The 18,289-nt window shown below is 66.0% G+C and carries 18 protein-coding genes; 2 read left to right on the top strand and 16 right to left on the bottom strand.

The features are described from left to right. Positions 1 to 5 precede the first annotated feature (5 nt). The 12 genes from pgaA to BMY68_RS24925 all read right to left on the bottom strand — a co-directional run bounded on the left by pgaA (position 6) and on the right by BMY68_RS24925 (position 12,074). On the bottom strand, positions 6 to 2,483 hold the full coding sequence (gene pgaA, locus BMY68_RS24980) for a poly-beta-1,6 N-acetyl-D-glucosamine export porin PgaA (RefSeq protein ID WP_085533261.1): 2,478 nt from the start codon (positions 2,481 to 2,483) through the stop codon (positions 6 to 8). 312 nt (positions 2,484 to 2,795) lie between these two features. Continuing rightward, entirely contained in the window at positions 2,796 to 4,304 is a 1,509-nt protein-coding gene (locus tag BMY68_RS24975; protein ID WP_085533259.1) for a YdgA family protein, read from the bottom strand. A gap of 424 nt (positions 4,305 to 4,728) precedes the next feature. Then, a complete protein-coding gene (locus tag BMY68_RS24970; protein ID WP_037004411.1) occupies positions 4,729 to 5,373 on the bottom strand; it encodes an NADH:ubiquinone oxidoreductase subunit N in 645 nt (214 codons plus the stop codon). A gap of 92 nt (positions 5,374 to 5,465) precedes the next feature. Then, positions 5,466 to 6,914 (bottom strand): efflux transporter outer membrane subunit, encoded by a 1,449-nt coding sequence (locus tag BMY68_RS24965; protein WP_085533257.1) that lies wholly within the window; start codon positions 6,912 to 6,914, stop codon positions 5,466 to 5,468. Continuing rightward, positions 6,911 to 7,807, bottom strand: a complete 897-nt coding sequence (locus BMY68_RS24960; RefSeq protein ID WP_085533255.1) for an efflux RND transporter periplasmic adaptor subunit — start codon at positions 7,805 to 7,807, stop codon at positions 6,911 to 6,913. The genes BMY68_RS24965 and BMY68_RS24960 overlap by 4 nt, the downstream gene beginning before the upstream one ends. Further along, entirely contained in the window at positions 7,804 to 8,013 is a 210-nt protein-coding gene (locus BMY68_RS24955) for a DUF1656 domain-containing protein (protein ID WP_007932080.1), read from the bottom strand. Before BMY68_RS24955 ends, BMY68_RS24960 begins: the two co-directional genes overlap by 4 nt. Beyond that, positions 8,010 to 10,094 carry an FUSC family protein gene (locus BMY68_RS24950; protein WP_085533253.1) on the bottom strand — a complete coding sequence of 695 codons (2,085 nt, stop codon included), beginning with the start codon at positions 10,092 to 10,094 and terminating at the stop codon, positions 8,010 to 8,012. The genes BMY68_RS24955 and BMY68_RS24950 overlap by 4 nt, the downstream gene beginning before the upstream one ends. After that, complete coding sequence (locus tag BMY68_RS24945) at positions 10,091 to 10,519, bottom strand: MarR family winged helix-turn-helix transcriptional regulator (RefSeq protein WP_085533251.1); 429 nt, start codon at positions 10,517 to 10,519, stop codon at positions 10,091 to 10,093. Before BMY68_RS24945 ends, BMY68_RS24950 begins: the two co-directional genes overlap by 4 nt. Positions 10,520 to 10,650: 131 nt before the next feature. Further along, entirely contained in the window at positions 10,651 to 10,932 is a 282-nt protein-coding gene (locus BMY68_RS24940; protein ID WP_085533249.1) for a type II toxin-antitoxin system RelE family toxin, read from the bottom strand. Then, positions 10,922 to 11,167 carry a type II toxin-antitoxin system Phd/YefM family antitoxin gene (locus tag BMY68_RS24935; RefSeq protein WP_062824057.1) on the bottom strand — a complete coding sequence of 82 codons (246 nt, stop codon included), beginning with the start codon at positions 11,165 to 11,167 and terminating at the stop codon, positions 10,922 to 10,924. The genes BMY68_RS24940 and BMY68_RS24935 overlap by 11 nt, the downstream gene beginning before the upstream one ends. Before the next feature lie 62 nt (positions 11,168 to 11,229). Continuing rightward, a complete protein-coding gene (locus BMY68_RS24930; RefSeq protein ID WP_009041599.1) occupies positions 11,230 to 11,475 on the bottom strand; it encodes a DUF2789 domain-containing protein in 246 nt (81 codons plus the stop codon). A 137-nt stretch (positions 11,476 to 11,612) separates the two neighbouring features. Further along, a complete protein-coding gene (locus tag BMY68_RS24925; RefSeq protein ID WP_062824058.1) occupies positions 11,613 to 12,074 on the bottom strand; it encodes an aminoacyl-tRNA deacylase in 462 nt (153 codons plus the stop codon). A 223-nt stretch (positions 12,075 to 12,297) separates the two neighbouring features. Between BMY68_RS24925 and BMY68_RS24920 the strand changes: the two genes are divergently transcribed. Together BMY68_RS24920 and BMY68_RS24915 are read left to right on the top strand one after the other, a co-directional pair. Then, positions 12,298 to 13,683 (top strand): NfeD family protein, encoded by a 1,386-nt coding sequence (locus tag BMY68_RS24920; RefSeq protein ID WP_085533247.1) that lies wholly within the window; start codon positions 12,298 to 12,300, stop codon positions 13,681 to 13,683. Position 13,684: 1 nt separating this feature from the next. Continuing rightward, positions 13,685 to 14,443 (top strand): slipin family protein, encoded by a 759-nt coding sequence (locus tag BMY68_RS24915; protein WP_085533245.1) that lies wholly within the window; start codon positions 13,685 to 13,687, stop codon positions 14,441 to 14,443. On the opposite strand, the gene BMY68_RS24910 is transcribed toward BMY68_RS24915, so the two are convergent. From BMY68_RS24910 to BMY68_RS24895, 4 genes are read right to left on the bottom strand one after another with little or no spacing between them, the layout of a single operon-like run. Then, positions 14,409 to 15,404, bottom strand: coding sequence for a sulfotransferase family protein (locus tag BMY68_RS24910; protein WP_085533243.1), 996 nt, complete (start codon positions 15,402 to 15,404; stop codon positions 14,409 to 14,411). The genes BMY68_RS24915 and BMY68_RS24910 overlap by 35 nt on opposite strands. Continuing rightward, positions 15,392 to 16,183 (bottom strand): aspartyl/asparaginyl beta-hydroxylase domain-containing protein, encoded by a 792-nt coding sequence (locus tag BMY68_RS24905; protein WP_085533241.1) that lies wholly within the window; start codon positions 16,181 to 16,183, stop codon positions 15,392 to 15,394. The genes BMY68_RS24910 and BMY68_RS24905 overlap by 13 nt, the downstream gene beginning before the upstream one ends. Continuing rightward, a complete protein-coding gene (gene cysC, locus BMY68_RS24900) occupies positions 16,180 to 16,782 on the bottom strand; it encodes an adenylyl-sulfate kinase (RefSeq protein ID WP_053259187.1) in 603 nt (200 codons plus the stop codon). The genes BMY68_RS24905 and cysC overlap by 4 nt, the downstream gene beginning before the upstream one ends. Beyond that, positions 16,766 to 18,280 (bottom strand): TolC family protein, encoded by a 1,515-nt coding sequence (locus BMY68_RS24895; protein WP_085533239.1) that lies wholly within the window; start codon positions 18,278 to 18,280, stop codon positions 16,766 to 16,768. The genes cysC and BMY68_RS24895 overlap by 17 nt, the downstream gene beginning before the upstream one ends. Positions 18,281 to 18,289: the final 9 nt, after the last annotated feature.

Below are 18,289 nucleotides of genomic sequence, written 5' to 3'. Positions count from 1 at the left end.
CTCTTCTAGAAGCGGTAGGTAAGGTCGAGGAGCAGGCGCAGGTCGGTTTCCCGGTCGCCGTCGTAAGGCCGGTTGAGCACGCTCAGGGCGGCGCCGGCTTCGAACACGTCGTTCCAGGTCACGCGCTGGCCATAGCTGAGCAGGCCGATCGCCCCGGTGGAGTAATCGCGCTGGCTGTAGGTACCGGCGCCCACCTGGAACTGCTGGCTCCAGGAGGTTTCGTAGCGGTGATAGAGCACGTGGTTGACGTTCACCGTCGGCAGGACCGTGAAGTCCGACTTGGGGTTGAAGTACGGCGTGTCTTCCTTGCTGTTGCGGCTGGCGCCGACTTCCAGGCCCAGGTCGACCTGCACGTGGGGCGTGGCATAGACGCCCTCGCGGCCGGTGAGCAGCGCTTCGAAACGGTTGTTGCCATCGCTGAAATGCGAAGGGCTCAGGGCCAGTCGCCATTCCCGGCTCTCGTTGGCCCGCCAGCGCACGAAGCCGCTGCCGCCATTGGCGTAGATGTTGCTGTTGAGCGCCCGCAGCGGCGTGTTGGCCGACAGGTATTCCAGGCTGGCGCCGTACTGCCAGTGATCGTCGATGTCGCGGGCCAGGGACAGCCGCGCGCCCTGCTTGTCGTCGAAGCCGTAGGAGTGGTTGGAGACTTCCGCTTCCAGGGTCATGTCGCGGGTCCGGCGCTCCACGCCGATCCGCTGCCAGCGGTGATGCCCGGTGCCTTCCTGGAAGTCGCCGGTGGCATAGCCGAGGCCGCCGAACAGGCGCCAGTCTTCATTGATCGGCGGGCTGTAGAGCACCGTCTCGATGCCGAAATCCTTGCTCCCGGAAACCGCGCCGGCGCCGCTGTTGCCGCCGCCGTAGCTCTTGCCGCCATAGGTCTCGACCCGCAGCTCGGCCATGTCGTGCACTTCGCGCTGGCGAGCCAGGCGCTGCACCTGACGGTTGTCGGGATAACGCTGCACCACGTCGTCGGTCAGGGCATCGAGCTGACGCCATTCCTGCAGGTCCTGGGCGGTGTGGCCCTGGGCGACCTCGAGGCCGACATCGCGCGGCGCCATGCTCTCGGTTTCCTTGAGCAGACCCTCGGCGCGCCGCGGCCAGTCCCGGGCCTGGTACAGGTTGGCCTGGGCCACGCGCAGGCCGATATTGCCCGGCGCCTGTTCCACCAGGCTGGCCAGGCGCTGCTCGCTGCCCGGCAGGTCGGCGCTGTAGGTGCCGGACTGCGCGGCGAGCTGCTGGGCGTCCATCCATTCATCGTTGGGGTTGCCCACCGGCAGGCCCTTGAGCTCGACCCGCGGTTTCTGGTTCCTGGCCAGGTCGTCGGCGACCTGTTGCGCTTCCTGCGGGCGGTCGCTTTCCAGCAAGGCGTAATACAGCGCGGTGCTGTCTTCGACGCGGTCGCTGACATCGGCATCCGGCGCCGCCAGCACCTGGCGATAGAGGTCGCTGGCGATCTCCGGCTGGCGCTGGTCCAGATAGGCGGCCGCCACCCAACGCCGGGCGTAGGTGGGGATGGCCACGTCTTCGGCGGTCAGCTTGTGGTATTGCTCGATCACCTGGGCGGTGCGTGCCCGGGCCTTGAGTGCGCCCATGCGGTCGATGCGCCAGCGGGTCACGTCGTCCCTGGCCGCGGGGTCCGGGGTCCAGGTGGCGAGCAACTGGTCGTAATCGGCCAGGGCACGGTCGGCGATGACATAGCGCTCTTTCTCGCTGCGGGTCGCCAGTTCGGCCAGGCGCACGCGCTCGGCGGCCAGGTCGCCTTGCAGGCGACGCTCGATCACCGGATCGATCAGCCCCGGGCGCTGGCGGGCCAGACGCAAGGCCGGCTCCGGCAGGCGGGCCCGTTGCAGGGCGAACACGTATTCGCGGGCGACTTCCGGCCGGGTGCCGGCGCGGACGAACGCCTGGTCGAACTCGAACAGCGCGTCATAAGGCGAACCGGCACGAGTCAGGGCGTAGCCCAGGGCCAGGCGGCGGGTGGCGTCGTCGGGCTTGGCCGCCACCAGCTCGCGGGCACGGCGCACGGCCTCCTCGGGCTTGCCAGCGTCGGCCTGGGTCAGGGCCAGGCCCAGTTGCAGGTCGGGGCTCTGCGGGTCGCGTTCGAGGGCCAGGCGGTACACCTGGATCGCCGCGTCCCAGCGCTGCAGATTGCGGTAGGCCCGGGCGGTGGCAGTCAGCGCCTGGATCGGCAGCACCCGGCCACGGGCCTGGGTTTCATAGACATTCACGACTTCGGCGTCGAGGCCGGCCCAGCTGGCGATCTGCAGGTGATCGCTGACCAGCCCGGTGCTCAGCCGTTCGGCCGGCACCTGGCGCAAATGGCTCAGGGCTGGTGCATAGCTGCCGGCGCGGGCGTCGAGAATCAGGCGGTCGTACGCTGGGTCGGCGAGGGCCAGGGTCGGCCACAGCAATTGGCTGCATAACGTCAGGCGCAGCAGCGGTCGCAAACCATAAAGGCGAACAGGATGAACAATGAACGGCATTTCTTCAGCATCCTTACATGGCTAGCCGGGGTCTTGTGTCCCCCCGCCTGATACGTGCCAGGAAGCCGAATCAGATGACTCGGCCAGATTGGGGCGGAGTCTTCCATGCAAGGCTGATGCGGATGCGCAAATGCAATATTTCTTCAGATTCGTTTCTGCGCGAATCCGCGAACGACGTGGCCTGTAGCCATGTTCGAGGAGGCTCTGGGCGGGGATTCTCCAGCCGGATGCAGGTAAAAAAACGCCCGGCAGCTCCGTGGAACGGAGGCCGGGCGTTTCTGGCTGAAAACCCCGTGGAGGGGTTTTCGAGGCTTACTGGATGGTGACCGGGCCCAGTTTGCTCATGACAAAACCGACGAACTGCTCAGGCGTCATTTTCTGGCCGTTGAAGTCCACTTCATTGTTGGCATAACGCAGCTTGGAGACGATGTCGTTGCCTTCCAGCTTGGCCAGCTGGGTGCCCAGCGCCATGCCGCTGACCATGTCGGCGGCCATGCTGCCCTGGTCGGCGATCGCCTTGGCGTCGGTCACGCCGTCCAGCTGCGCCTGCACCGATGCCATGTCGGCGATCATCGGCTTGGACAGCAGCAGGTTCAGGTCCAGCTGGGTGAGCAGTTGCTTGCTCAGTTCGGCCGGCGGCAGATCCATGGATTGCGGCTTGTTCAGGTCCACCACCAGGCTCAGGCGGCTTTCGCCATTGGTGGTCTTGAACGAGAGGTTTTCCAGGGCGATGTGCGGCTGGGCAGCCAGCAGCTTGTCCAGGTCAGCCTTGACCTGGGCCTGCTCGGCCTCGCTCAGGTTCAGCTCGGGCGCTGGCTCGCCGGCGGCTTCGGCCGCGGCGACGGCGTCTTCGTAGGGTTGCAGCTTGTTCTGGTAGACCTGCATCAGCGACATGCCGGAGGCGATGTCGAGGTTCTTCATGCTCCAGGTCATTTGCGCCGAACCGACGGCTTTGCCGTTGAGGGCGACTTCGCCGATCTTGTAGTCGGCACGGCCGGCCAGGTGGGCGCCGGTCTCGTCGGTGGCGCTCTTGATCTCCGAGTTCTTGAAGCTGAGCACCGACTGTTTCTCGCCGAACGTGGCCTTGGTGCTGGTCAGCTCCAGGGTGTTTTCGCCGACGTAGAAGCCATAGTTGCTCTTGGTCAGGTTGCTGGCCAGGGTCAGGCCGTTGAGCTCGACCTGCACCGGCGTCTGGTCTTCGGCGACGCTGTTGAGCTTGAGGCTGTCCATGTAGCCATCGGCCTTGACCTTCTGCGCTTCGGCGCTGGTCGAGAGGTCCAGCTTCAGGCCGGAGAACTTGAGGGTCGACTTGTCGTCCAGGGCCGTGTCCAGCGGCAGCAACTCCAGGTTGCCGGTGGCGGAGCGGTCGTACCCCAGGTTGACCACGCCCTTGAGCGGGGAAACATCCTTGGTGGCGGCGAACCATTTCTCGGTCAGGGCGTTCTTTTCCAGCTCGTAGTGACTGGTGGCCATGACCGGCAGCCATTTCAGGGTCATCAGGCGCGAGAACGGCAGTGGGCCGTGTTCGATGCGGTCGACGAACACCAGTTCGACGCCCTCGGCGCTGTCGCCGAACATCTCGCCCTGGCCCTTGAGGCGGTAGCGCGCGGTGCTGCTGAACAGGTTGCGCTCCAGCGATACCAGCTCCAGGCTGGCGGTACCGTTGGAACCGACCATCGCGGCCTGGAGTTCCTTGTTGGCGTCGGCGATAGAGGTTTGCAGCACCCCTTCCAGCTTGGTCCCGGTATACCAGGCGCCGCCGGCACTGATAGCGCCCACCGCGACGACGATTCCTAACAGTACGCCTGCTGATTTATTCATTATTTGACCCGATCGATCCGATGTTGAATGTGTGGTCGTCTTCCCTGAACCCGGCACGGGTTGTGGCTCGACTGTGCGTAAAACTGCCGAAGATTAGCACCGGCCAGGCCAGGCGGCCCAACCTTTCCATGTGAAAAGTCGTGAATGCGCAGGGCAGAAAGCTATAGCGCGTTTAGCCAGGTAAATCGCGGAGTCAGGATTTGCGGTTGCTCTGCAACCGATCGCAGCCTCGCGGGCTCGGCAGCGGCTACGTAGGCGCCGCGTTCCTGTAGCCGCTGGCGCAGCCTGCGATCGACGGCGTAGCCGTCGCTGGGCCAGACGGTGCGTTTCTTCAGGCAGATCGCGGACTCAGGGTTTACGGTTGCTGCGTCGGAGTGCCGCCCAAACCGTTCGCAGCCTCGCGGGCTCGGCAGCGGCTACATGGCTACGTGGCGTGTTCGGAGTATTCGACTTCCAGCGCGTCGAGCTGGTGATCGAAGCTTTTCAGGCGGGCGGTCCAGGTGTAGACCAGCACTTCGAAATCGCGGTTGATCACCGCGCCGCCCGGGGTTTCCGAACGCGGGTCGCAGAAATCCAGCTGATAGCGTTCGCGGGCCATGGCGGCGGCGACATCGGACAGTTCGCGGGCATTGTTCAGCCAGTGGCGACCGTCGGCGGCCTGTTTATCCAGTAATACGCACTGTTTTTTCAGGGCTTCGAGGCTTTTTTCCAGGGGGGTGCCGGTCAACTCGCCCATGACTTCCTGGAAGGTCCGCCCCGGCTGCCAGTAACTGCCCCAGAAGTAACGGTCGAACACCGTCTCGACCCGGCGCAGGGCGACTTTGGTGTCCCAGATCGCGACCAGGGTCTTGCCCTGCTCCAGCTGCCTTTTCTTGATTTTCTGGGTCTGGAACGACGTCCAGGCCACGAAAACGATAGCGCTCACCGCAATCAGCGCGCTGGCGCTGTCGAGAAAGATCATGGCCTTGTCGATCTGGTGCGCCAGCATGACACCGTAGAAATAAGTCGCAGAAAGCAGCACCAGTGCGACGATGGCGCACCAGAAGCCGAGAGCATAAGGGTTTTTCATTATTGGAATCCCCATGACCATCACGTGCCTGACCGCTGGCCGAGCACTGGACGCAAGGTGCTCAGCCAACTGTTCAAAGCATAGCAACGGCCTCAGGGTTTGGCGGGGTTCGAGGCTTGCGTTCGTCCGCTTTCCCAGCCACCGCCCAGGGCCAGGAACAGGTCGATCTGACTCATCGCCACCTGGGTGTTGGCCGCGGCCAGCTGGGCCCGTACGTCGGTATAGGTGCGGGTCGCCTGCAGGTCGGCGAGGAACGACTCGCGGCCGGCCTGGAAGAAGCGATGGGTCTGGTCGGCGGCCTGCCGCGCCGACTGCTCGGCCTCGGCCAGGGCGTCGCGACGCTGCAACTGGGCACTGTATTGGGCCAGGCCGGTCTGGGTTTCGCGGATGGCGTTGAGCACCACCCCGTCGAAATGCGCCAGGGCGCCCTGGCTGGCGGCTTCGGCCTCATGAATGCGTTCGCGGGCGCCGTTGGCCGGTACCGTCCAGCTGATCAGCGGGCCGAAGCCCCAGCGGTTGGTGGAGGGTTTGCCGAGGTTGTCGACAATGCCCACGGTACCGACGGTCGCGCCAATGCTGATGTCCGGGTACAGCGCGCCAGTGGCGACGCCGATATCGGCGGTGGCCGCGGCCAGGCGACGTTCGGCCTGGCGCACGTCGGGGCGGCGCTTGAGCAGGGTCGCGCCGTCACCCACCGGCAACAATTGCGCAATGTGCGGCAGCTCGGCACAGCTGTCGGTGCCGGCCGGCAACTGGTTCAGCGGCTTGGCCAGGAGCATCGACAAGCGGAACAGGCCGGCCTGGCGCGCCGCTTCATAGCGCGGCAGCTCGGCGCGCAGGGACTTGAACTGGGTCTGCGACCGGGTGACCTGGGTTTCGTCGCCACGCCCGGCGTCGCGCAGGCGCTGGATCAGCGCGGTGCTCTGGGCCTGCAGATCCAGGGAGTGCTCGGCGATCTCGCGCTCTTCATTGGCCGCGCAAACCTGGGTGTAAGCCCGCACCACGTCGGCCACCAGGGTGATGCGCGCGGTGTCGGCCGCGGCCTGGGTGGCATCGGCGTTGGCCTGGGCCGCCTCGATGCCGCGCTGCAGGGTGCCGAACAGGTCGAACTGATAAGAGGTGCTGACGGACAGGTTACCGACGTTGGCCACCGGCACTTTCTCCGGCAGCAGGAAGGCTTCGCCGGACTCCTGCAGGCGCTCGACCCCGGCCTTGACCCCGCCGCTCCAGCCGCCGGCCGCCTGGGCCTCGTCGACCTGGGCGCGGGCCCGCGCCAGGTTGGCCGCCGCGACCCGCAGGTCGGTGTTGGAGGCCATGGCCTGCTGCACCAGCTGGTCCAGGCGCGGGTCCTGGTACAAGCGCCACCAGTCTGCCGGGACCGGCGCCGAGACCACCTTGTCGCTCGATCCGGCCAGCTCGCCCTGCAAATCGCCGCGATGCAGCGCCGCGTCGTCCGGCAGGTGGTAGTCCGGGCCGACCATCTGGCAGGCCGACAGCAGCAGACCGAGCCCAGCCGTGGCCACACGCAGGGCGCTGTTCATTGCGCCGGCTCCGACCGGATTGGCGCCTGATCGTCGATGATCGACACGGTGGCGGTGCGCCCGGCGATCATGCGGAAGTCTTCCGGCACCTCGTCGAAGGCAATGCGCACCGGAATCCGCTGGGCCAGGCGCACCCAGCTGAAGGCCGGGTTGACGTTGGGCAGCAGGTTGGAGCCGCTGCTGCGATCGCGGTCCTCGATGCCGGCGACGATGCTTTCGACATGCCCGCGCAGCCGCGCGCGATCGCCGACCACGCGGATATCGACGCTCTGGCCGATATGAATGCCGTCGAGCTTGGTTTCTTCGAAATAACCGTCGATATGGAAGGAGTTGCTGTCCACCACCGACAACACCGGGCGCCCGGCGGTGACGAATTCCTGGGTGCGTGGCGCGCGGTCGTTGACATAGCCGTCCACCGGGCTGCGGATCACCGAACGGTCGAGGTTCAGCTGGGCGCTGTCCACCGCCACCTGGGCTTCGATCAGGGCCGACTGGGCACGGGCCACGCGGGACTGGCTTTCTTCCAGCTGCTCGCGCGGCACCAGGTTGCCCAGGCCGAGGTTACGCCTGGCCTCGCGCTGGGCCTGGGCCAGGGTTTCCTGGCGGTCGGCCAGGGACGCCTTGGCCTGGCGCAGGGCCAGGCTGAAGCGGTCCTGGTCGATGCTGAACAGCACCTGGCCGCGCTTGACCAGCTGGTTGTCGCGCACCTGCACCTGCTGGATCAGCCCGGAGACGTCCGGGGCGATCTGCACGATGTCGGCACGGATATGCCCGTCCCGGGTCCAGGGCGCGAACATGTAGTACATCACCATGCGCCAGACCACCACGACCGCGAAGCTCACCACCAGCAAGGTCAGGACCACACGGCCAATGGTCAATAAAGGTTTTTTCATGTCATCAGGTATCGACTGAGTGAGTCCACGGCGCCGAGCAGCAAAGCGTACAGACCAACGTTGAACAAAGCCCGGTGCCAGACCAGGCGATAAAAATGCAGGCGCGTCAGCAGCCCGTGGACCACCAGGTACAAGCCATAGGTAAGGCCCATCAGCACCAGCAGCGTGGGCAGGAACACCCCGCTGATATCCAGGTCACCGATCATAAAGGCGCTCCATCGATGCCATGGGGAAGCGGTTCCTCAAGCTCGCCACCGCCGACGAATTCCACACCGGGCAGCAGGGCCAGGCGCAGGCCGCTGAGGGCGTGCAGCAGATGCAAACGGGTTTCGCGGTCGTCCTGGCTGTGGGCATCCAGGGTGCGACGGGCGCGGTCCAGGGTCATCAGCAGGCCGCTCGGCGCCGGCAGGCGTTCGCCGGCCTTGAGGCAAGCCTTGAAGTAGGCGCCGACCTCGGCCACCACCTGGCGCAACAGCACCTGCGCGTTGCCCTGGGCCCGCGGCGCATAGGCCAGCAGGTCCAGCAGGTTCAGGCCGACGCGCACTTCGCGCAGGGCGCCGCCGGTGTCCTGGCCGGTCATGGCCAGGCGCGGCAGGTGCTGCATCAGGCGGTCGAGCATCTGCACCCCCAGATGCCGGTGTTCGGCCAGGTTGGCGGGCTCGGTCATGCCGACGATGTCCTGCCAGCTGAAGCGGGTCATGCGCTTGGCCGCCAGTTCCGAGCCGAACGGCCGGGCGACCAGGGTCCAGACAAAGGCGAACAGCAGGCCCATGGGCCCGGCCAGGTTGGAGTTGGCGAAGCTCAGGAAGTCGGCGTCGTAGGCGCCCTGGATGCTGATGAAGGACGAGGTGTTGACGATGGTCAGCAGCATGCCCAGGTAAAAGCGCGGCTGCACCGTGAGGGTGCCGACGCAGATGAATGGCACGGCGAAGGCCAGCACCAGCATCGGGAAATCGTGCAGGTTGGGCAGGATCAGGAACAGGTAGAGGCTGGCGAACAGCACCGACATCGCGGTCCAGAAGAAGAACCGGTAGATCTGCGGCGCCGGGTCGTCCATCGAGGCGAAGAAGCTGCAGGCCACCGCCGCGAGGATCACCGCGCTGCCGCCGTCGGTCCAGCCCAGAAGGATCCACAGCACCGAGGCGACGATGATCGCCAGGACGGTGGAAGCCACCGAGTACAGCATCAGCCCACGGTCGAGGAATGGCGTCAGGCGGCCCAGGCGCCAGTGGCGATAGACGGCGCGCCAGATGTCCTGGCTTTCGCATTGGATGGCGTGTTGCAGGCTGCGGCAGTCCTGCCATAGGTCGATCCACTCGCCAAGGCGGTACAGGGCGTTGGAAAACAGCAGCTGGCGCCGGTCGTCGAGGGCTGCGGCGTCCGGTTGCAGCGCTTCGAGCTGGCCGCGCAGGGCCTGCCAGCGCTCGACCGAAGCACCCTGGGCGGTGCTTTCCAGCCATTGCCCGGCCTGGGCCAATAGCGGCGCGAACCGCTCCACCAGCTCCGGGGTACGTCGCTCCAGGGCGTACAGCGCATCGTCCAGGGCGTCCACCACGGGCAGCAGGTGGATCATGCGCCCGCGCAGCTCCTTGGTATTGCGCACGGTCTGCGGGCGCGCGCCCTCATGGGGCAACTGGCCGATCATCAGCTCCAGGCTGTTGAAGGTGGCGACCATGGACGCGCGCAGGGCGCTGACTTCTTCGGGCTGCACGTTGCGGCTGAGAAAGCGCTGGCTATAGGTGGAGGCATCGGCGAACCATTTGCCCGCCGAATCGACGAACACCGGCGCCAGCCGCCGTGGCCAGAACATACTGCCGATCACGGCCGCGCAGACGATGCCGAGGAAGATTTCCTCGGTGCGGGCCTCCGCCACGTCCCACACCCCCAGCGGGTTATCCACCACCGGCAGGGCGATCAGCGGCAGGCTGTAGCCGGCCAGCATCAGCGCATAGCTGTTGGCGGTGCGCAGGTGCAGGGAGAGGAACAGCAGGATCCCGGTCCACAGGGCGATGATCACCACCAGCAGATAGGGGCTTTGCACGAACATCGGCACGAACAGCACCGCCGCCGAGGCGCCGAGCAAGGTGCCGATTGCACGGTACAGCGCCTTGGAACTGGTGGGCCCGACGAACGGGCTGGAGACGATGTACACCGTGGCCATCGCCCAGTATGGACGCGGCATCTGCATGAGCATGGCGATGTACAGCGCGATCATCGACGCAGCAAAGGTGCGCACGCCGTAGAACCAGTCGCGCGCCGGCGGCACGCCGGTAAAGAATCCGCTCAAGAAGGCACCGCCGACGGCTGGGCAGCCGACTCGAAGGCGCGGATCACCTTCAGCGCCGTCTCAAGGTCCGCTGGTGTGATGCCTTCCAGCACCTCGCGACGCAGGCGCACCAGCTCGGCTTCCACCGACTGCACCAGCTCGCGGCCGGTGTCGGTCAGGCTCAGGCATTTGGCCCGGCGATCGTGGGGGTCCTCGGTACGGCAGGCGTAGCCGGCGCTGCACAGCTGGTCCAGCAGGCGCACCAGGGACGGGCTTTCCATCCCCGCCGCCTGCGCCACCGTCACCTGGCGCACGCCCTCGCCCAGGCGCCCGATCATCAGCAGGGGCACGGCGCAGGCTTCGGAGATTCCATAGTTGACCAGCGTGCTCTGGCAGATCCGCCGCCAATGTCGGGCGGCGACCACCATGCCACTGCTGATATTCATCTGGAGTGATTCGAGAGAGTCGGGCAAAAGAAGGTTCGCACACTGTTAGTTTGCTAACTATCAATGGTGCATGGGGGGATAATCTCAGTCAAGTTTTGAAACAATTGAATGACCATTAACCGGAAAATACCTCAGCGCTTTCGTGCCCGCTCATACACGGCGCTGCGTTCACGTTTGCCCACGGCCACCACCGAAACCACCACCTGATCCTCGATCACTTGGTAAACCAGGCGATAGCCAGAGGCCTTGAGCTTGATCTTGTAGCAGTCCGCCATGCCGTGAAGGGCATCCGCGGGCACCCGTGGCATTTCCAGGCACTCGGCCAGCTTCTTCTTGAATTGCTCGCGCAGGGTATGACCGAGCTTGTCCCATTCCTTGCGCGCCGAAGGTAGAAACTGGAGCTTATAAGTCATCCAGATTTACCGGGACCGGGGTCTCGTGCCGACGGGCACGGACAATCTCCGCCAGTTCAAGATCGTCAAGACGCTCCATCATGGCTTCAAACACGTCGGCCGGGACCATATAGCCCATGACCCGGTTGTGATTGAGCACCGCAACCGGACCACCGTGTGCGCCGCTCAGGACAGCCGAGGGGTTTTTTTTCAGTTCAGACACGCTGACAGCTTTATCAGCCAATACGCTTTGCATGATTAAGACCTCTAATTTGGTCTTAATTCTGGTCTATTTCCATAGCAACATCAATTCGCGCCTCAAACACCCCGCCCCTTCCTCAACAACACATCCAGCTGATCCACCACTTCCGCCCAGTCGGCGTCGTCGAGGATCTCGTTGCGCAGGAAATCCGCCTGGCTGCTGGTCCAGAAGAAGGCATCCGCCAGGTGCAGTTCCGGCTTGAGCGGCGAATGGGTGGCGATAAAACGGTCGATGCCCTCGGGGTCGTCGGGCAGGCCGAGTTGTTTGAACAGGGCGGGCAGGCTGTGGGATGGGGATTCCATGGGGGCTCCTGAATGGGTTGGGTGTTGGTTGAACCACTGCTGCGCAGTCGATCGCGAACAAGCTCGCTTCTACAGAAAACAAGCATTTTTGTAGGAGCGAGCTTGCTCGCGAAAGGTGGTTACATACGCCAACGGCGCTAGTAACTGACCTCGCACACCTCGGCATGAGGCACCATTTTCAGGTACTCGTCCATGCTCAGATGCACCAGGTTGTTGTGGTTGCCGGCTTCCAGGTAGATGTCTTTCTGCCGGGTCAGCAGCGGATCGATCACCACGTCCAGCCCATAGGATTCGCCCAGGGCCGGTACCGCGCCGCGTTCGCAATCGTTGAACAGATGCGCCAGGGTGCTTTCCCGAGTGATCTGCCATTCGTTGCTGCCGCGCACCTTGCTCAGATCCAGGTGGCGGCTGGCCGGCAGCACGGCCATCAGGTAGTGGCCGTGACTGTCGTCGAGGATCACCGACTTGGCTACGCGCTCGGCGGGAACTCCCGCCACCCGGGCGGTCTCCAGGCTGCTCGACGAATGTGGATGAGCCACCACGTCAAAATCGCAATGCGCCTGTTCCAGGCTGCGTTGCACGGTTCTTGCCATACGCATGATGCACCTCGGTGTCCTGAACGGCTTTGCAGGACTATGGGTTAACGACTGTCACTCCCTTCACAAAGTCTAGGCCGCGCCGCCCTCGCCCACTGACGAACTTCCGAACGGCACGCGAGCAAGAGGCTGCTCAAAATTTGCTCAATCCCACGCTCTACTAGACTCAAGGACAAAGCCAGCGAACGGCTGGCAACCGAGGCACATGACTCTCCAGGAGGGTCGAATGAACGAGCGTGGGTGGCGGGCGACACTGAAAGGGCTGCTGCTGGGTTTGCTGATCGGCCTGCCGACCGGGCACGCCCAGGCCGTGAAGCCAGTGGTGGTGCTCACCGTCAACGATGTGATCAGCCCCGCCAGCGCCGACTACGTGGTGCGCGGCCTGGACAAGGCCGCCGACGAGCACGCCCAACTGGTGGTGCTGGGCATCGACACCCCGGGCGGCCTCGACACCTCGATGCGCTCGATCATCAAGGCGATCCTCGCCAGCCCGGTGCCGGTGGCCAGCTACGTCGCCCCCAGCGGCGCCCGCGCCGCCAGCGCCGGCACCTACATCCTGTATGCCAGCCACGTCGCCGCCATGGCCCCAGGCACCAACCTCGGGGCCGCCACCCCGGTGCGGGTCGGCATGCCGGGGCAGCCCGACCCGGGCGGCAACCCGCCCGCCGCGCCACGCTCGGACAAGAACCCGGAGCCGGACACCGACACCCTCAGCCACAAACAGATCAACGACGCCGCGGCCTATATCCGTGGCCTGGCGCAATTGCGCGGACGCAACGCCGAATGGGCGGAACAGGCCGTGCGCGAGGCCGTCAGCCTGCCGGCCCAGGAAGCCTTGAAGCTGAAGGTGGTCGACTATGTCGCCGATGACCTGAGCGGCCTGCTCAGGCAACTCGACGGCAAGTTCCTCATCGCCGCTGGCCAGGCGGTGCAGCTGCATACCCTGGGGGCGGCGGTGATCCATCACGACCCGGACTGGCGCACCCAGCTGCTGTCGGTCATCACCCACCCCAGCGTGGCGCTGATCCTGATGATGATCGGCATCTACGGGCTGTTCTTCGAGTTCGTCAACCCGGGCACCGCGGTGCCCGGCGTGCTCGGCGGCATCTGCCTGCTGCTCGGTTTGTACGCCTTGCAACTGCTGCCGGTGAACTACGCCGGCGTGGCCCTGATCCTGCTGGGCATCGCCTTCATGGTCGCCGAGGCCTTTCTACCGACCTTCGGCGTCATCGGTTTCGGCGGCATCGTCTCCTTTGTGGTCGGCGCGGTGATCCTGATGGACACCGATGTCCCGGGCTATGGCATTCCCCTGCCGCTCATCGTCGGCCTGGCGGTGGTCAGCGCGCTGCTCCTGGCGACGCTGGCGAGCATGGCGCTGCGCGCGCGACAGCGCCAGCAGGTGGCCGGCGACGCGGGGCTGGTGGGTAGTGTCACGGCGATCACCGCGGTGCAAACGGGCAACCCTTACAACGGCTGGGTGCTGTTGCAGGGCGAACACTGGCAGGTCCTGAGCGCAACGCCGCTGCAAACCGGACAACTGGTACGGGTGGTGGCCCGCAAAGGGCTGCTTCTGGAAGTGGCGACGGCCGAGGCCGCGCCGCGAGGAGGATGAAATGGGTCTGGAATTGGGTTTTGGCGCGCTGCTGGCGCTGCTGTTGGCGCTGGCGGTCTCGACGTTTCGCATCCTGCGCGAATACGAGCGCGGGGTGGTGTTCCAGCTCGGGCGCTTCTGGAGGGTCAAGGGGCCGGGGCTGGTCCTGCTGATTCCGGTCGTCCAGCAGATGGTCCGCGTCGATTTGCGCACCGTGGTGCTCGACGTGCCGACCCAGGATGTGATCACCCGCGACAACGTCTCGGTCAAGGTCAACGCCGTGCTGTATTTCCGCGTGCTGGACGCTCAGAAGGCGATCATCCAGGTCGAGGATTTCCTCATGGCCACCAGCCAACTGGCCCAGACCACCCTGCGCGCGGTGCTGGGCAAGCACGAGCTGGACGAACTGCTGGCCGAGCGCGAACGCCTGAACGCCGATATCCAGCAGGTGCTCGACGCCCAGACCGACGCCTGGGGCATCAAGGTGGCGAACGTCGAGATCAAGCACGTCGACCTCAACGAATCGATGATCCGCGCCATCGCCAAACAGGCCGAAGCCGAGCGCGAACGCCGGGCCAAGGTGATCCACGCCGAAGGCGAATTGCAGGCCTCGGAAAAGCTCATGCAGGCCGCCGAAATGCTCGGCCGCCAGCCCGGCGCCATGCAACTGCGCTACATGCAGACCCTGGGCGCGATTGCCGGCGACAAGAGCTCGACCATTGTCTTTCCGCTGCCCATCGAACTACTCAAGGGCATGGCGGACTTGTCGCCGAAGAGCTGAGCCGCAATTGCGGCACCGCCCTGCTGCGCCACTGTTCCAGCGCCGCGTAAGGCGCCTGCGCCCATTGCTCCAGCTGCTCCCGCAGCCGCGCTGAAGCCTGTTGCTGCTTGCCCTGGCGATCATCGACAAAGGCCTGCGCCGGCTGCTTGGCGTGCTGGCCGATACGGGCGAAGGCCGCCCGGCGTTGCTCGGTGCCCAGGCCGAAAAAATCGCCCAGGTGGCCGTCCATGGCGGCGGGCAGTTCGCTGTAGTTCAGCGCCAGGCCATGGTGTTCGCGGCAGTGTTCCAACCCCAGCCGCAACAAACGCCCCAGACGCCGGGCGACCCAGCTTTCCCGGTCCAGGAAAGGCTCGCCGTCGTCCAACGCGCTGGGCCCGATCAGGCCCGGCGTCATGTGCATGCCGGCCCGGCGCAGATGCGACACGGCGATTTCCAGCGGGTCGCGATACACAAACAGCCACGGCGTATCGGCGAAGCACTGGCGCAGCAGCGGCAGCTCGCCGATGTTCCAGGCATCGAGCTTGATCACCAACCGCTGCTCAGTACCACGGCGTACCTGCCCATAGGCCGACACCAGGCCCACAAGCGCGGCAGCCCGCTCCTGTGGCGCCAGCGAGCCGCGCAGCAGGGCATCCAGCGGCGGCGGTTCGGACACCACGATATGGTCGTCGAGGCAGGCCAGCATCTGGCTGAGCAGGGTCGAGCCGCAGCGCGAGGCATGAAAGATAAAGGCGCTGGGAGCCAGGCCCGGGCTGCGTTGGCGCCATTCGGTCAGGGCAGACAAAGGCGTCTGGCGGCGGAACGCCTGATTGAACGGCAGGCGCAGGGCCTCTTCGACCGCCTCGCGGAAAAACGGCTGCTGCAACGGCCGGTCGCCGAACCAGCACCAGTCGACCCGCCACTCGTCACCCGGCTGCCAGACGCGGATCGGCAACCAGCCGCGCAGGTTCAGGCCGTCCATTGTTCATTCCACAGACGCCGCCCCTGGCGCATGGCCGAACGCAGGTCTTCGCGGGTGAACGCCAGGCCACGCTCGGCCGCCAGGGCCAGGGTGCGCTCGATAAAGGCTTCGCTGTCGGTCAGCGCCTGCAAGGCCTGGCACAGCGCGGCGTCCTCTTCAAGCAGCTGGCAAAACCGCGCGAAGTCCAGGGCCGCGCGGCCCAGGCCAGGTGCCGGGGTGGTCGGCGCTCCGGCGGCAATCGCCTGTTCCAGCCAAGGGTCGGGGAGACAGTCGAGTACCAGATGAATACGTGCCTGAGTGTCGTAGTTATCGACCCGATGCGGGCGCGACAGGTCGAGAAACCAGCACTCTCCCGCCAGCATCGGCATGCGCTGCCCGTCGAGCAGGAAGTCCACCCGCGGCGGGCTGAGCAGGGGGATATGCAGGCGCAGGTCGGCGTCCGGGCCGCCCAGGTCGTAGTCGCGGTGTTCATGGATGCGTGCCCCCGGCCCCAACCGCAGCAGGCGCGCCGAGACGATCCGCAAGGGCAGCTGCCGCAATGCCTGTTGCCAGTCCGGGTCCTGCCGCCAGGGCTCGCGCTGCACCGGCAGGCCCTTGCCCGGCGCCAGCTCGGAGGGTGCGTCAAGCGCCGAGATCAAGGCCACGCCGCTCCAGTCGCCCTCGTAATAGTCGCCGTTGAAGTGGCCCTGCCAGGCGCTCGCGTCGATTCGCGCCAGGGCGCGCAACAGCCGCGGCAGGTCCACGCTGACGGGCAGGCGGGCGAACGCCGGACGACTCATGAGGCCGGCAGCACCTGGCGCTCGACCAGCCAGCCGAGCAATTGCCCCAGGCAGTCTTCGACCGACTGAGCGCCGGTGTCCAGTTCCAGCGCCGCCCGTGGCGGCTCGTAGGGCGCCGAGATACCGGTGAACCCCGGCAACTCGCCGCTGCGGGCGCGGGCGTAATGGCCCTTGGGGTCGCGCTGCTCGCAGACCGCCAGCGAGGCGCTGCACCAGACTTCCAGGTAGTCCTCGCCCAGGCGCCGGGCGAACAGCTCGCGCTGCTCGATCAGCGGGGCGATCATCGCCAGGATCACGATCTGCCCGTTGTCCACCAGCAAGGCTGCCAGCTCGCTGGCGCGGCGGATATTTTCCCGGCGGTCGGCCTCGGCGAACCCCAGGTCGCGGTTCAGGCCGCCGCGCAAGGCATCGCCGTCCAGCACCAGGCTCTGCCGACCGTGCTGGAACAGCCCGGCCTGCAGCGCCTGGGCCAGGGTCGACTTGCCCGCCGCCGGTAGGCCGGTCAACAGGATCGCCACGCCGCGATGGCCGTTGCGCGCCTCGCGCTGGGCGCGGCTGACGCTGGCCTGGGGGGCCTGCAGGTTATTGTCTTTGGGCATGGGCCACCGGCGTGCTGATGTTGCCCGCCGCCCAGTCGGCCTCGCGGCTGGCCAGCGCCGTGGCGATGGACTGCACCTGGGTCGATTGCACCTCGTCGGGCAGCGGGTCGAGGCCGGCGCTGGCGAAGATCTGCCCGTAGGCGTTGCGCAGGTCGGCATAGGCCAGGTCGCGCCGCAGGTCCGCCTGCAAGGTGTTCAGCTCGCCCTGGATCAGGTCCAGTTCGCCGATGCTGTTGGCCTGGTAGCGGTTGCGCAGCTGGCCGACGATCTGCCCGTCGATGTCCGCCAGTTCCTGGCTGGTCTTGAACTGGCGCAAGGCGTCGCGGTAGTTGGCGTTGGCCACGTAGACCTGGGCCAGCACGGCAATCGACATGGCCTGGCGGCGCGCCGCGGCGACGTCTTCACCGGCCTTGGCAGTGTCGATGGCCGCCGGCGCGGACAGCACATTGAACAGGTTCCAGGTGACCTTCACCCCGTAGTCGGCCCACTTGTCGTTGACCAGGAACGAGTTGCTGTCGTAATGCCCGCCGGCGGAGAACTCCAGGCCCGGCAGCAGGCGCAGCATGGCCTTGCGGGTCTCCGCGGCGCTGATGCGGCTCTGGTAATCCTGCTCGCGCAGTTCCGGGCGGCTGGTCAGGGCCTCGTGCTCGAGGCGGGCCATATCGACCTTGAGTTCCGGCACCGGGTAATCGTCGCTGGTCGCCAGGGTCAGGTGGGTGGTCATCGGCAGGTTGATCAGGGTCGCCAGCTCGGTCTTGGCCAGGGACAACGCCCGGCGCTGCTCCTCCAGCTGGCGCGTGGCCTCGATCAGCGAGCGCTGGTAGGCCAGGGCCTGCACCGGGTCGCCGATGCGTTGCTGGCTCATGCTCTGGCTATTGTCGCGGGCCTGCTCGACCCGGCCCATGAGGCTGTCGATCTGCTTGAGCAGGCGTTCGGCCGCCACCGCCCGCCAATAGGCCGAGCGCACGTCCTGGACGATGGTGTTGATCACCTTGCGCCGGCGCTCCTGGACGATCAGCCGCTGGTCGCCCTGCTGCTTGGCGTTGATGTAGCTGACGCCGAAGTCCAGCACGTTCCAGACCATGGTCAGGTCGGCCACCCTGCGGTCCCGGTCCTGGGAGGTCGAAGGTTCCAGGGACTGGGTGCCGGTCTCCACGCTCTGGCTGCTGGAGGCGCTGACGTTGTTGCGCCCCACATAGCCGGCGGAGAGGGCCATGCGCGGCAGCATGTCGAAACTGGCGAGGTCCAGCTGGCGCTTGGCCAGGGCCTCTTCCATGATTTTCAAGCGGCCTTCGAGGTTGTACTTCACCGCCCGGGCCATGGCCTGGTGCAGGGTCAGCGGGCCGCTCAGCGGCTCCTGGTCCTTGTACATGCTGTGCAGGTCGCTCCTGGCGCGCTGCTCGCTGGCACTGCGTTCGATCGGTTTACTGCTGACGGCACAACCGCTGACCATCAGCGCCAACAAGCTGACCCCGAACAACTTCTGACTATTATTCATCCTTGTCTC

Source organism: Pseudomonas sp. NFACC41-3 (assembly GCF_900109505.1).
Classification (GTDB): domain Bacteria; phylum Pseudomonadota; class Gammaproteobacteria; order Pseudomonadales; family Pseudomonadaceae; genus Aquipseudomonas; species Aquipseudomonas chlororaphis.
Note: the sequence above shows the minus strand (reverse complement) of the source record. Positions and strands in the feature narration are given on the sequence as shown.

Bases quoted from the DNA above. Each gene is read 5' to 3' on its own strand.
- pgaA (WP_085533261.1), bottom strand. From the start codon at position 2,483: ATGCCGTTCATTGTTCATCCTGTTCGCCTTTATGGTTTGCGACCGCTG.
- BMY68_RS24975 (WP_085533259.1), bottom strand. From the start codon at position 4,304: ATGAATAAATCAGCAGGCGTACTGTTAGGAATCGTCGTCGCGGTGGGC.
- BMY68_RS24970 (WP_037004411.1), bottom strand. From the start codon at position 5,373: ATGAAAAACCCTTATGCTCTCGGCTTCTGGTGCGCCATCGTCGCACTG.
- BMY68_RS24965 (WP_085533257.1), bottom strand. From the start codon at position 6,914: ATGAACAGCGCCCTGCGTGTGGCCACGGCTGGGCTCGGTCTGCTGCTG.
- BMY68_RS24960 (WP_085533255.1), bottom strand. From the start codon at position 7,807: ATGAAAAAACCTTTATTGACCATTGGCCGTGTGGTCCTGACCTTGCTG.
- BMY68_RS24955 (WP_007932080.1), bottom strand. From the start codon at position 8,013: ATGATCGGTGACCTGGATATCAGCGGGGTGTTCCTGCCCACGCTGCTG.
- BMY68_RS24945 (WP_085533251.1), bottom strand. From the start codon at position 10,519: ATGAATATCAGCAGTGGCATGGTGGTCGCCGCCCGACATTGGCGGCGG.
- BMY68_RS24940 (WP_085533249.1), bottom strand. From the start codon at position 10,932: ATGACTTATAAGCTCCAGTTTCTACCTTCGGCGCGCAAGGAATGGGAC.
- BMY68_RS24935 (WP_062824057.1), bottom strand. From the start codon at position 11,167: ATGCAAAGCGTATTGGCTGATAAAGCTGTCAGCGTGTCTGAACTGAAA.
- BMY68_RS24930 (WP_009041599.1), bottom strand. From the start codon at position 11,475: ATGGAATCCCCATCCCACAGCCTGCCCGCCCTGTTCAAACAACTCGGC.
- BMY68_RS24925 (WP_062824058.1), bottom strand. From the start codon at position 12,074: ATGCGTATGGCAAGAACCGTGCAACGCAGCCTGGAACAGGCGCATTGC.
- BMY68_RS24920 (WP_085533247.1), top strand. From the start codon at position 12,298: ATGAACGAGCGTGGGTGGCGGGCGACACTGAAAGGGCTGCTGCTGGGT.
- BMY68_RS24915 (WP_085533245.1), top strand. From the start codon at position 13,685: ATGGGTCTGGAATTGGGTTTTGGCGCGCTGCTGGCGCTGCTGTTGGCG.
- BMY68_RS24910 (WP_085533243.1), bottom strand. From the start codon at position 15,404: ATGGACGGCCTGAACCTGCGCGGCTGGTTGCCGATCCGCGTCTGGCAG.
- BMY68_RS24905 (WP_085533241.1), bottom strand. From the start codon at position 16,183: ATGAGTCGTCCGGCGTTCGCCCGCCTGCCCGTCAGCGTGGACCTGCCG.
- cysC (WP_053259187.1), bottom strand. From the start codon at position 16,782: ATGCCCAAAGACAATAACCTGCAGGCCCCCCAGGCCAGCGTCAGCCGC.
- BMY68_RS24895 (WP_085533239.1), bottom strand. From the start codon at position 18,280: ATGAATAATAGTCAGAAGTTGTTCGGGGTCAGCTTGTTGGCGCTGATG.